The sequence below is a fragment of the Pseudomonas sp. EL_65y_Pfl2_R96 genome (genome assembly GCF_963970905.1).
GTDB lineage: Bacteria > Pseudomonadota > Gammaproteobacteria > Pseudomonadales > Pseudomonadaceae > Aquipseudomonas.
In genome coordinates, this window is sequence record NZ_CAXAQH010000037.1 from 18091 (window position 1) to 32446 (window position 14356).

Genomic DNA, 14356 nt, shown 5'->3' on the forward strand with positions numbered 1-14356 from the left:
AATGGAGGCACGCAGAGAAACACCGCTGGGCGACACTCAGGACCCGCACGCGACGCCGGGGTCATGGGCGGTTGCCCGCCGCTTGCTTCGATGGGCGCGGGAGCACTGGTTGCTGCCGATCCTGGTATTGGCCACGCTGGTGCGTTTATACGACCTGACAGCGGCGGCGATCTGGGGCGACGAAGGTTCCAGCCTGTTGCTGAGCCAGTATTCGCTGGCCGGAATCTGGGAGCACGCGGCCCATGATGTGCATCCGCCGTTGTATTTCATGCTCCTGCACGGCTGGATCGAGTTGTTCGGCGACGGCATTTTTTCGATTCGCAGCCTGAGTGCGCTGCCGGGGATTGCCACCGTGGGGCTCGGCGTCTGGTTGGTGGACCTGCTCGCGACTCGCCGCGCCGCGTTGCTGGCCGGGGTTCTGCTGGCGCTGCTGCCCACGGCGGTGCGTTACAGCCAGGAAGTGCGGATGTATTCGCTGCTGGGGCTGTGGCTGATCGGTGCCACGATCGCCCTGATGTGCTGGATAAGACAGCCGCAACGCACGCGCTATCTGGTGATTTACACCTTGCTGATGAGTGCGGCGTTCTACACCCATTACTTCACCGCGCTGTGCGTGCTGTGTCATTGGCTGTATCTGGGCCTGATCCGCGTGCAGCCAGGGTATCGATTGCGGCACATTCAGCGCTCCGGCTGGTGGCTGGCCAATGTGGCCATTGTGCTGTTGTACCTGCCGTGGGTGCCCAGCCTGATCGATCTGATCCAGCACATGGATCAGCTCAAGGCCAATGGCGATGTGGGCTGGGAGACCCCCGTCACGCTCGGCTCATTGCCGTCGATGATCTGGTCGCTCCTGATCCAGGACGATGGCGAGAACCTGCCCACGCTGATTTTTATCGCGCTGCCACTGGCGCTGGCGGCCCTGGCGGGTGTGGCGCTGGCCCGGGACCGCAGTGTGTTCCGTGGCAGTGCGCTGGCGGTGATCTACTCCGTTGTCCCGTTGTTGCTGGTGTTTTCGGCGTCGTTCATCTCGCCGGTGTTCATCGAGCGTTACCTGACCGCTTATGCCTTGGGCCTGCCGATGTTTGTCGCGCTGGCCGTCGATCGCTTATACGCAGACTTCAAGGTATTGGCGCTGGCCGTGCTGCTGCTGTTTGTCGGCGTTGAGCTGGTGGGTCTGAAGAACAATGCCACGGTGGATACCAACGATCAGATCAGCGTCATGGTCAACTACGTGAACCAGCACTTCACCCCCGGCGACCTAATCGTCACCAGCGACATGCTCTGGTACCTCAGTTATGTCTATTACAACCGGACAGACGCCAAACCGTTGCTGTACACACCGCCTTTGGCCGATGGCAGATCGAGCCGGCCGAACGCTTACGGTTTCGGCACGCTGGTAAGCAATGACATCTACCTGGATAGCCTGGGCGGCTTGGCCAAAGACACCGGTCGCGTGTGGCTGGTCGGTACCATCGACGGGCCGGACGAGTTCGCCTCCTTGCCCGCGGGGTGGCAACGTATCAACGAGACCCGGGCGGGAGGCGCCTATGCGCGCTTGTATGTGTTGAAGTAATCCCGTGATGGAAGGCTTAAACGATTCATCTTTCAGGCCGTTATATAAATGGCGTTTTCCAGTCGATTTAGCTCCGATTTGATATCAAAACACCACTAGCTGTAAGTCAATTCATGGTCTACGCTCCTCATACAAAAGGACTTTTGGCGGGTGAATGGATGCAGCACTTTCACTTTATTTCCGGTTTGCCGCGTTCGGGCTCGACCCTGCTTTCTGCGATTCTTTTGCAGAACCCACGCTTTCATGCTGGCATGACCAGCCCCGTTGGCGCGCTATTTTCCGGTGTTCTGGAGCAATGCAGCGCCGGCAGCGAATTCGGTGCGGTGATCGATACCGATCTGCGTCGCCGCCTGTTGCGTGGCCTGTTCGATTCCTTCTACGCCGACAAGGCCGACAAACAGGTAGTGTTCGACACGAACCGCCTGTGGAGTTCGCGCCTGCCGGCGATCAGCGATCTGTTTCCTCAAGCCAAGATCATTGCCTGCGTGCGCAATGTCGCCTGGGTCATGGACAGCCTCGAGCGCTTGTACCGCGCCAATCCCTTCGAAAACACCAAGCTGTTCGGCGATGCAGTCGAACGCAACACGGTCTACAGCCGCTGCGAAACCCTGGCCCAGCGCAATCGGCTGGTGGGGTTTTCCTGGGCCGCCCTCAAGGAAGCCTATTACGGCGAACACGCCGACTCGTTGCTGATCATCGATTACGACCTGCTGAGCCAGGCGCCGGAGCGGGTGATGCGGTTGGTCTACGACTTCATCGGCGAACCCTGGTTCGAACATGATTTCGACCATTTGGCCTACGACGCACCGGAATTCGATCAGGCCCTCGGCCTCTCGGGGCTGCACAAGGTGAAGGCCAAGGTCCAGTTGCAATCCAGGCGCACAATCCTGCCGCCGGATTTGTTCAAGCAGTACGCCGAGTTGTCCTTTTGGCTCGATGGCTCTGCCAGCGCCGCCAATGTCATTCGTATGAAAGCCGACGCCGCGATCAGTTGATCGCGGCGTTTTCATTGATCCGTCAAAAAGTTCGAGTCCGGGTGAGCAGCATGTGGTGGAGCAAAGGCAAGTCGCGGGTTACCGAAGGCGCACGAGCGCTGGCCTCGCCAATGATTATGTCCCTGGAGCCGCGCATGCTGTTCGACGGCGCGGTGGCCGCCACGGTTGCCGACACCGCCCAGGCTGATAGCCATACCACCGCCGAGGCGATCAAGGCGCCGACTGCCGACCAGCCGGTCGCCAGCAAGGACACCCACGGTCAGGCCGATGCCACGCCCACACCGACCCCCGTTGCGGTGCCGGGGCAGAGCGTGGTGTTTGTCGATTCTCGGGTCAAGGACGCCAACAGCCTGCTTCAGGGCGTCGCGCCCGGCACTCAAGTGGTTCAGTTGGATGCGAGCAAGGACGGCTTGCAGCAGATTGCCGACTACCTCGATCACCATCAGGGCATCAGCTCGGTGCAGATCATTGCCCACGGCAACGCGGGCGATCTGTGGTTGGGCAATAGCTACCTGTCTGCCGACAACGTCGCGGCCCGCAGCGCCGTGCTGGCGGAAATCGGCAAGGACATGAACGTCGGCGGCGATATCCTGATCTACGGCTGCTACACCGCCGAAGGCGAGCGCGGCTTGAGTTTCGTCGACTCCCTGGCGCAACTGACCGGCCGTGATATCGCCGCTTCCAGCAACCGCACCGGGGTGGGTGGCGACTGGAATCTGGAAATCGCTACCGGCAACATCGAAAGCGCCAACGTGCTCTCGACCACGGCCATGAGTGACTATCAGTGGGGGCTGGCCACCTGGACCGCCACCAACAACGCCAACACGGGCGTCGGCTCACTGCGTGCGGCCATCGCCTCGGCGCAGAACGGCGACATCGTCACCTTTAGCAGCAGCATGACGGTGCAGCTGACCTCCGAACTGCTGATCAACAAGAACATCACCGTTGATGGCGACTTGAACAACGACGGCGCGGCGGATGTGACTCTCGATGGTCAGTACAGGACCCGAGTGATTGAAGTGGCGTCTGGCAGCATCGTGACGCTCGATGGCCTGGTGATCACCCGGGGTCTGGTGTCGGGCACGGGCGGTAACGGTGGCTACGGTGCCTCGGGCGCGATGGCCGGGGGGATTTTCAACGCAGGGATTCTGACCCTGAGCAACGTTACCGTGACCTCCAACGCCGCTTCCGGTGGCGGTGGCGGCGGCGGTGTCACGGGCGCTTTTTACGGCGGTGGTGGTGGCGGTGGCGGCGGTTTGGGCGGCCAGGGCGGCGGGCATGGCGGTTCGGCAGGGCCGGGCACCGGCACGTTGGGCGGCCAGGCGGGCGGCGGCGGCGCCGGTGGTTACGGCGGCGGTTATGACGCGACCCACATGGGCGGTCGCGGCGGTACCACCACTGGCGGAGCTGGCGGGCAGGGCGTTTCCTATTACAGCAACGGCGGTAACGGTGCGACGGCCACCAATGGCACGATCTCCATTGGCGGTGGCGGCGGCGGGGCCGGTTGGGACAAGGTAGGTGGCGCTGGCGGCAATGCGGTAGGCGGGATCTACAACGCCAGCAGCGGCACCATCACCATTGTCGGCACGTCGACCATTAGCAACAACATCGGCGCCGGTGGCGGTGGCGGCGGTGGCGGTGGCTACGGCAGCAATGCCACCAATGGCGGCGCGGGCGGCCGGGGCGTCGGTGCGATCTGGAACAAAGGCACGCTGCTGATCACGGCCGCCAACTTCGCCGCCCTGGCCGGTAATGCCGCGGGCAGTGGTGCCGGTGGTGCCGCGCTGGGCGGAGGTACAACCGGCACCTCGCCGACCTCCGTCGCGACCATCTACAACGACGGTGGTGTACTCAACACCGCGTATTCGCCGCCGCCGACCGCGACCATTGTGGTGGCTGACACCACGCTGAGCATCGGCGAAACGTCCTTGGTGACGATCACCTTTTCCGAGGCCGTGATCGGTTTCACCAATGCGGACCTGACCATCGCCAATGGCACCTTGAGTGCAGTAAGCAGCGGCGATGGCGGCATCACCTGGACGGCAACGTTCACGCCGTCCGCCAGTATTTCCGATACGACCAACGTCATCACCCTGGACAACACCGGGGTGATAAACGGCCTGGGCACCGCCGGCGTCGGCACCACCAACTCCAATAACTACACGGTCGACACGGTACGCCCGACCGCCAGCATCGTGTTTGCCGACACGGCACTGAAAGTCGGCGAAACCTCGCTGGTGACCATCACCTTCAACGAAGCGGTTACCGGTCTCACCAACGCCGACCTGACGATTGCCAACGGTACGCTCACAGCGGTGAGCAGCAGTGATGGCGGCATCACCTGGACGGGGACTTTCACCCCGACCGCCAGCATCACCGATTCGACCAACCTGGTCACCCTGGACAACACCGGGGTCAGTGACCTGGCGGGTAATGCCGGGAGCGGCACCACCGATTCGAACAACTACGCCATCGATACCGTGCGCCCGACCGCGACCCTGGTGGTGGCCGATACCAGCCTGAGTATTGGCGAAACGTCGCTGGTGACCATTACGTTCAGCGAAGCGGTCAGCGGGTTCACCAATGCCGACCTGACGATTGCCAACGGTACGCTCACGGCGGTGAGCAGCAGCGATGGCGGCATCACCTGGACGGCGACCTTCACCCCGACGGCCAGCGTCAATGACACGACCAACCTGATCACCCTGAACAACACCGGGGTCAGCGATCTGGCGGGCAACGCCGGTAGCGGCACCACCGATTCGAACAACTATGCGATCGATACACTCCGTCCGACCGCGACCATCGTGGTGGCGGACAATGCGCTGAAAATCGGCGAAACCTCGCTGGTGACGATCACCTTCAGCGAGGCGGTGACCGGGCTCACCAATGCCGACCTGACCATCGCCAACGGTACACTCACTGCGGTGAGCAGCAGTGACGGCGGCATCACCTGGACGGCGACCTTCACCCCGAGCGCCAGCATCAGCGACACGACCAACCTGATCACCCTGGACAACACCGGGGTCAGCGATGCTGTCGGCAATGCCGGCAGCGGCACCACCGATTCCAACAACTATGCGATCGACACCGTGCGCCCGACAGCCACCATCGTGGTCGCGGACACGGCGCTGAAAATCGGCGAGACCTCGCTGGTGACCATCACCTTCTCCGAGGCGGTGAGCGGTTTTACCAACGCCGACCTGACCATCGCCAACGGTACGCTCACGGCGGTGAGCAGCAGCGATGGCGGTATCACCTGGACGGCGACCTTCACCCCGAGCGCCAGCATCAACGACACGACCAACCTGATCACCCTGGACAACACCGGAGTCAGCGACCTGGCGGGCAACGCCGGTAGCGGCACCACTGATTCGAACAACTACGCCATCGACACGGTGCGCCCGACCGCCACGATTGTGCTGGCTGATACAACCCTGACCGCGGGCGAAACGTCGCTGGTGACCATTACTTTCAGCGAAGCGGTGAGCGGTTTCACCAACGCCGACCTGACGATTGCCAACGGCACGTTAAGCGCGGTGAGCAGCAGCGATGGCGGCATCACCTGGACCGCGACATTTACTCCGACGGCCAGCGTCAATGACTCGACCAACCTGATCACCCTGAACAACACCGGGGTCAGCGATCTGGCGGGCAATGCCGGTAGCGGCACCACCGATTCGAACAACTACGCGATCGACACCGCTCCGCCGACCGCGACGATTGTGGTGGCGGACAACGCACTGAAAATCGGTGAAACCTCACTGGTGACCATCACCTTCGACCAGGCCGTTACCGGTTTCACCAACGCCGACCTGACGATTGCCAACGGCACGTTGACCTCGGTGAGCAGCAGCGACGGCGGCATAACATGGACCGCAACCTTCACTCCGACCGCCAGCATTACCGACGCGACCAACCTGATCACCCTGGACAACACCGGTGTGCAGGCTGCCGCCAGCGGTAACGTGGGCAGCGGCACGACCGACTCCAATAACTACGCCATCGACACGGTGCGCCCGACAGCCACCATCGTGGTCGCGGACACGGCGCTGAGAATCGGCGAAACCTCTCTGGTCACGATCACCTTCAGTGAAGCGGTCAGCGGTTTCACCAACGCCGACCTGACCATCGCCAATGGCACGTTGACTGCGGTCAGCAGCAGCGACGGCGGTATCACCTGGACCGCGACCTTCACACCTTCCGCGAGCATCAACGACACCACTAACCTGATTACCCTGGACAACACCGGGGCCAGCGACCTGGCGGGCAATGCCGGTAGCGGCACCACCGACTCCAACAACTACGCCATCGACACAGTGCGCCCGACCGCCACGATTGTGCTGGCTGATACAACGCTGACAGCAGGCGAAACCTCGCTGGTGACCATCACCTTCAGCGAAGCGGTGAGCGGTTTCACCAACGCCGACCTGACGATTGCCAACGGCACCTTGAGCGCGGTGAGCAGCAGCGACGGCGGCATCACCTGGACCGCGACCTTCACCCCGACCGTCGGTGTGAATGACTCGAGCAACGTCATTACCCTGGCCAATACGGGTGTCACCGATGTGGCCGGCAACACTGGCAGCGGCACCACCAACTCGGGTAACTACACCATCGATACGGTGCTGCCGACGGCCACCATCGTGGTGGCTGACAATGCATTGAAAATCGGTGAAACGTCGCTGGTGACCATTACTTTCAGCGAAGCGGTGAGCGGTTTCACCAACGCCGACCTGACGATTGCCAACGGCACCTTGAGCGCGGTCAGCAGCAGCGACGGCGGCATCACCTGGACCGCCACGTTCACCCCGACGGCCAGCATTACCGACGCAACCAACCTGATCACCCTGGATAACAGCGGTGTGCAAAATGGCTCGGGCAATGCCGGTAGCGGCACCACCGACTCCAACAACTACGCGATCGACACCGTGCGCCCGACGGCCACCATCGTGGTCGCGGACACGGCGCTGAGAATCGGCGAGACCTCTCTGGTCACGATCACCTTCAGTGAAGCGGTGAGCAGTTTCACCAACGCCGACCTGACCATTGCCAACGGCACGTTGAGCGCGGTGAGCAGCAGCGACGGCGGTATCACCTGGACCGCGACCTTCACACCTTCCGCGAGCATCGACGACACCACTAACCTGATTACCCTGGACAACACCGGGGTCAACGACCTGGCAGGCAATGCCGGGAGCGGCACCACCGATTCCAACAACTACGCCATCGACACGGTGCGCCCCACCGCGACCATCGTCCTGGCCGACGCTACCCTGAGTGCCGGCGAAACGTCGCTGGTGACCATTACCTTCTCCGAGGCAGTAACGGGTTTCACCAACGCCGACCTGAGCATCGCCAACGGCACCTTGAGCGCGGTCAGCAGCAGCGACGGCGGTATCACCTGGACCGCGACCTTCACCCCGACCGTCGGCGTGAATGACTCGAGCAACGTCATCACCCTGAACAATACGGGTGTGGCCGACGTGGCCGGAAACACCGGCAGCGGCACCACCAACTCCGGCAACTACACCATCGATACCGTGCTGCCGACGGCCACCATCGTGGTGGCTGACAATGCACTGAAAATCGGTGAAACGTCGCTGGTGACCATCACCTTCAGCGAAGCAGTGACCGGTTTCACCAACGCCGACCTGACCATCGCCAACGGCACCTTGACCTCCGTCAGCAGTGGCGATGGCGGTATCACCTGGACCGCAACCTTCACCCCGACCAGCGCCATCACCGACACCAGTAACGTCATCACCCTGGACAACAGCGGTGTGCAAAATGGCTCGGGCAACGCCGGCAGCGGCACCACTGACTCCAACAACTACGCCATCGACACCGTGCGACCAACGGCAACCATCGTGGTCGCGGACTCGGCACTGGCGGTGGGTCAAACATCGGTGGTGACCATCACGTTCTCCGAGGCGGTGACCGGATTTACCACGGCCGACCTGACGGTGAGCAACGGTACTCTGAGCAGTCTGAGCACCAGCGATAACATCACCTGGACCGCCACCCTGACGCCGACGGCGAGCATCACCGATTCGACCAACCTGATTACCCTGGACAACACCGGGGTGGCCGATGCGGCCGGCAACGCTGGTAGCGGCACCACCGATTCCAACAACTACGCCATCGACAGCCAACGCCCGACGGCGACCATCGTGTTGAGCGATACGACCCTGAAACCGGGGGAAACCGCCCTGGTCACCATCACCTTCAGCGAAGCGGTGACGGGTTTCGACAACAGTGATTTGAGCGTCGCCAACGGTACGTTGAGTGCGGTGAGCAGCAGCGACGGTGGCATCACCTGGACCGGGACCTTCACCCCGACTGCCGGGATTACCGACGCCAGCAACGTCATCACTCTGAACAATACCGGCGTGACCGACGTAGCCGGCAATACCGGGTCGGGCACCACCAACTCGGCCAACTATGTGGTGGAAACCCAGGTGCCGACCGCCACCATCGTGGTCGCCGACAACGCCCTCAAGGTCGGTGAAACCTCATTGGTCACCATCACCTTCTCCGAGGCGGTCAGCGGTTTCACCAACGCCGACCTGAGCGTTGCCAACGGCACCCTCAGCAGCGTTTCGTCCAGCGATGGCGGCGTCACCTGGACCGCGACTTTCACGCCTACAGCCAGCGTGACGGACACCACTAACCTGATCACCCTGGACAACAGCGGCGTGATCAATGGGTCGGGCAACAGCGGCGTCGGCGTGACCGACTCCAACAACTACGCGATCGACACCGCTCGCCCGACCGCGACCATTGTGGTCGCGGACAATAAACTGGGTATCGGCGAGACCACCACGGTGACCTTTACCTTCAGCGAAGCAGTGTCCGGTTTCGACCTGTCGGACCTCAGCGTGGCCAATGGTGTGCTGTCCAACCTGGTCAGCAACAACGGCGGTTTGACCTGGACCGCCACGCTCACGCCGACCGCGAGCATCAACGATGCGACCAACCTGATCCTGCTCGACACCGGCAATGTGCTCGACGCCGCGGGCAATGCCGGCGCCAGCATCGCCATCTCCAACAACTACGCGCTCGATGCGACCCGCCCGACCGTCACCATCGTGGTTGCCAACCCGGTGCTGGGGATTGGCCAGACGACGCTGGTGACCTTCACGTTCAGCGAGGCGGTGAGCGATTTCGATTTGTCGGACCTGAGCGTCACCAACGGCGAACTGACCAACCTGGCCAGCAGCGACGGTGGCAAGATCTGGACCGGCACCTTCACGCCCACTGCGAACATCACCGACCCGAGTAACTTCATTGCACTGGACACCAGCAATGTAACGGACCTGGCGGGCAACCTGGGCGCCAGCGTCGCGGTATCCAACAACTACACGATCAACACCGTGCCGACGTTTGTGGTCTTACCGCCTGTCACCGTACCCGCTCAGCCCAACGTGCCATTGCAACCGATCATCTTCACCCCACCCACTGGCGATCTCGGCTCGCCGCTGACCTTTGCCCCGCTGTTTGAACAACGGGTGATCGGCAATGGCATTCGGCCTCTGGGCGACATTTTCATGAACCACGGGGCGCTGGCGCCAAGCTTTATCGCCCAGGTATTCAGCAGCAGCGACAACGGTGGCGATGGCTCGGGCCACGGTTTCCTGGGCTTTGGCGGGGGCGATGGCGGGGTCTTCGGCAGCAGCACGTTGTCGAGCCTGTTCAATCAAAACACCGGTAGCGAGGGGGATTCGCTGAACACCTTTGGTAATCAGTCAATCAGGGCGGGGGATGCTTCCCAAGGGTTGCGCGGCGTGTTTGGCGCACCAACTCTTGGCCAGCAATTACAACAGCTCAAAGACACCGAGCAACGGCAGGTCGACAGCCTGGCCGCGGCTTTGCAGCAGATCGGCATCAGTGAAATGCAGGCCTGAAAAAACCATTAAAGCAGTGCGGCACCGGGGGCAATACGGGGATGAAAAGAAGTCAGAAGTTGTTCGGCGCCAGCTTGCTGGCGCTGGCGATCAGCGGATGTGCAGTCACCAGTCAACCGATCGAACGCAGCGTCAGCCAACAGCGCGCCAAAAGCGATCTGCAAAGCATGTACAAGGGTCAGGAGCCCCTCAGCGGGCCGCTGACCCTGCACCAGGCCATGGCTCGCGCGGTGAAATACAACCTCGAAGGCCGGCTCAAGATCATGGAAGAGGCCTTGGCCAAGCGCCAACTCGACCTCGCCAGTTTCGACATGTTGCCGCGCATGGCGCTGGATGCTGGTTACGTGGGGCGTAACAACGTCGACGCTTCCAGCAGCCAGAGCGTGCGAACCGGCACCCAGTCCCTGGAACCGTCGACCTCCCAGGACCGCGACCGTGACGTGGCGGACCTGACCATGGTCTGGAACGTGCTCGACTTCGGTGTCAGCTACATCAGCGCCAAGCAACAGGGCGATCAGCGGCTGATCGTGCAGGAGCGTCGGCGCAAGGTGATCAACACCATCGTCCAGGACGTGCGCTCGGCCTATTGGCGAGCCATGGCCGCCGAACGTTTGCTCAAACAGATCGACAGCCTGATGGCCCGGGTCGAAACCGCCCGCCACAATAGCCAAAGCATGAGTGAGCAGCGCATTGGCGATCCGATTCAGGCATTGGGTTATCAGCGCTCGCTGATTGAAGCCACCCGGCAACTGGAAGAACAACGCCGCGCGCTGTCGCTGGCGAAAACCGAACTGGCGACCCTGATCAACCTGCCACTGAATACCGAGCTGACGCTGGCGACCCAGGACGATTATGTCATTCCGGAACTCAAGGTCGACCTCGCCAGCCTGGAACAGGAAGCCCTGACCAGTCGGCCGGAGTTGCGCGAGCAGGATTACCAGACCCGCATCAGCGCCGCCGAAACCCGCAAAGCCATGCTGCGCCTGTTGCCGGGCCTGGAGTTCTCCGCTGGCGGGCATTACGACAGCAACTCGTTTTTAGTCGAGCAAGGCTGGGCGGATTACGGGGTGAAAGTCACCTGGAACCTGTTCAACGTGATTTCCGCACCCGCCGCGATCGACGTCGCCAAGGCCGGTGAAGAAGTCGCTACGGCGCGCCGTCAGGCGATGTCCATCGCGGTGCTGGCCCAGCTCTACGTGGCCAACGCCAATTACCGCGAAGCATTGCGACAGTTCCAGACCAATCAGCAACTGTCGAACATCGACGGGCAAATCGTCGGCCAACTGCGCAATCGCTATCAGGCGGCCGGGCTGGGCGAACTGGACCTGATCCAGGGCGAACTGAACACATTGCAGGCGGATCTGCGTCGCGACCTGTCCTACGCCGACCTGCGCAACGCTTATGGGCAAATCTTCGCCAGCGCCGGTCTCGATCCGCTGCCGGACGAGGTGCAGTCGACCGAAGTCCAATCCATCGCCACGGCGCTGGCCAATCGCGAAGAGGCGTGGGCGGCGGGCAACATCTCAGTACCGCCGGTGGCCCATGCCCCGGCCCGCTAACCTGCTGGCGCCGACGGCGAGCATCAGCCGCGCCCAACGGGAGGCCCGCAACGGCCATCGCGGCACGGCGATCCTGCTGACCGGTTTACCGGCGGCGGGCAAGTCGACATTGGCCCAGGCACTGCACGCCGAGCTGTTCGAACACGGTGTGCAGAGTGTGGTGCTCGATGGCGACGGACTGCGGGTCGGGCTCAATCGCGATCTGGGGTTTGCCGACAGCGATCGCCTGGAAAACATCCGCCGCGCCAGCGAACTGGCGGCGCTGTTGGTCGAGAACGGGCAGATTGTCATCCTCGCGATGATTGCGCCCTTGGTGGAGTTGCGCGAAGTGTTCGCTCAACGGTTGGGCGAGGATTACCGCGAAGTCTGGTGCAGCGCCTCTTTGGCGGTGTGTGAACAGCGTGATCCAAAAGGTCATTACGCCCGGGCTCGACGGGGTGAGATGGCGGGGTTTACCGGTGTCTCCGCGCCTTACGAACCACCGCCGTGCGCGTCGCTGGTGCTCGACACCGGCGCGCAATCGGTCGAGGCCTGTCTCGACCGATTGCTGACCTGGCTCGGCGAATGCGCGGTGCTGGCGAAACGATGAGCCGGCCGGCATTCTCCCGCTTGCCGGTGACGGTGGATTTGCCGTTGCTGTTGCAGGCACTGGCGGCGATTGGCGAGGACGACTGGCACGGTCATTTCAACAGCGCTTATTACACTGGCGATTGGAGCGGCGTGGCGCTGATTTCCGCAGCCGATGCCTTGACTGAACTGTCGCCCGGTCGCGGCGAGACTCTTTTGCGTGTGCCCTGGCTGCAAGATGTTCGATGGCAGCAAGGGCTGCGGGATCTGCCGCTGGAGATTGTCTGCGCGCGCCTGTTGCGACTCGGCCCGGGCGGACGCATCCACGAGCATCGCGACTATGACCTGGGCGAACCGGATGCCGACTTGCGCCTGCATATTCCGCTGCTCAGTCCCCCTCAAGTGGACTTCATGCTGGACGGTCGGCGCATGCCGATGACCGCTGGCGAGTGCTGGTATCTCGACCTGGCGCGGCCTCACCGCGTGGACAACCGCGATACCCAGGCACGGATTCATCTGGTGCTCGATTGCCGGCCCGGTGCCTGGCTGGAGCAGGCGATTATCGATGGGTTGGCAACCACGCCGTCGCCGCAAATCTCTGATGGAGCTTTTGCGCAGTTCAAGGCGTTGGTGGCCAGCGATCCGCAGTTATGCAAAACCTTGCAGAGTGTGCAGGACAACGAAGCCTTTATCGCCCGCACCCTGGCGCTGGCCACCGAGTGTGGCCTTGCGTTCACCCGTGAAGAACTGCGCGCGGCGATGCGCGACGGTCGCCGCCAATGGACTGAACAATGGAGCGCCTGAACCTGGAAGGCTGGTTGCCGATTCGCGTGTGGCCAGAGGCAGGGCAGTGGCAAGTCGACTGGTGCTGGTTCGGTGACACGCGGCTGCATCAGCCGTTTTTTCGTGATGCGGTGGAAGACGCGCTGCGGCTGCCGTTCAATCAGGCGTTTCGCCGGAAAACTGCATTGTCGGCCCTCGTTGACTGGCAGGTTTGCAGCCCCGGTCTGACGCCGAGCGCCTTTATCTTTCACGCCTCCCGCTGCGGCTCGACCTTGATCAGCCAGATGCTGGCGCAACTCGACAACCACATCGTCATCAGCGAGCCACCGCCGCTGGATGCGTTGCTGCGCAGTGATTTACCGGCCATCGAGCGGCGTGCCGCCATCAAAGGATTGCTGTCTGCCTACGGACAATGCCGGCTCGGTATGGAACAACGGCTGGTGATCAAACTCGACACCTGGAACATCGGTGAACTGCCGTTGCTGCGCGAGTGCTTCCCCGAAACACCGTGGTTGTTTGTTTATCGCGATCCGCTGGAAATTGCCGTCTCGCATCTGCGTCGCCCGGGCATGCACATGGTGCCGGGGATGATCGGGGCGAGTGTGCTGGATGACGAATTTCCGTTCGGCAGCCGCGAGGATTACATCGCCCGACGATTGGGGCGGTTACTGGCGTCGGGGTTGGCGCAATGCCAGGCATTTGGCGGCCTGGCGGTGAATTACAGCGAACTGCCGCAGGCCATGGCGGGGCGGTTGGCAGCGTTCTTTGCGTTGGATATCGAGCAGCGCAGGCAGGTGTTTGCGGCAGTGGGGCAACATGCCAAGCAGCCGTCGCAGGTGTTTGTCGGCGACAGCGATGACAAGCATCGTGAAGCCTCGGCGCTGTTGCGTGAACGAGTGGAGCATTGGGCGCGAGCGCCTTATGAAGCGCTAGTTGCCAAGTGATGTATCGACGGCACTGACGCCATCGCGA

General features: G+C 62.3%; 7 protein-coding genes. All 7 read left to right on the plus strand.

The genetic code is table 11. The annotated features are described in order from the left end of the window. Window position 1 precedes the first annotated feature (1 nt). Window positions 2-1573 (plus strand): glycosyltransferase family 39 protein, encoded by a 1572-nt coding sequence (locus AACY49_RS26080; protein WP_339527300.1) that lies wholly within the window; start codon window positions 2-4, stop codon window positions 1571-1573. A 158-nt stretch (window positions 1574-1731) separates the two neighbouring features. Further along, entirely contained in the window at window positions 1732-2568 is an 837-nt protein-coding gene (locus AACY49_RS26085) for a sulfotransferase family protein (protein WP_258698454.1), read from the plus strand. Window positions 2569-2618: 50 nt separating this feature from the next. Further along, a complete protein-coding gene (locus tag AACY49_RS26090) occupies window positions 2619-10475 on the plus strand; it encodes an Ig-like domain-containing protein (protein ID WP_339527301.1) in 7857 nt (2618 codons plus the stop codon). 41 nt (window positions 10476-10516) lie between these two features. Continuing rightward, window positions 10517-12034: a TolC family protein gene (locus tag AACY49_RS26095; protein ID WP_258698456.1), complete on the plus strand. Its 1518-nt coding sequence runs from the start codon at window positions 10517-10519 to the stop codon at window positions 12032-12034. Then, window positions 12018-12623 carry an adenylyl-sulfate kinase gene (cysC, locus tag AACY49_RS26100; RefSeq protein ID WP_258698457.1) on the plus strand — a complete coding sequence of 202 codons (606 nt, stop codon included), beginning with the start codon at window positions 12018-12020 and terminating at the stop codon, window positions 12621-12623. The genes AACY49_RS26095 and cysC overlap by 17 nt, the downstream gene beginning before the upstream one ends. Continuing rightward, window positions 12620-13405, plus strand: a complete 786-nt coding sequence (locus tag AACY49_RS26105; protein WP_339527302.1) for an aspartyl/asparaginyl beta-hydroxylase domain-containing protein — start codon at window positions 12620-12622, stop codon at window positions 13403-13405. Before cysC ends, AACY49_RS26105 begins: the two co-directional genes overlap by 4 nt. Beyond that, a complete protein-coding gene (locus AACY49_RS26110) occupies window positions 13393-14328 on the plus strand; it encodes a sulfotransferase family protein (RefSeq protein ID WP_339527303.1) in 936 nt (311 codons plus the stop codon). The genes AACY49_RS26105 and AACY49_RS26110 overlap by 13 nt, the downstream gene beginning before the upstream one ends. Window positions 14329-14356 lie beyond the last annotated feature (28 nt).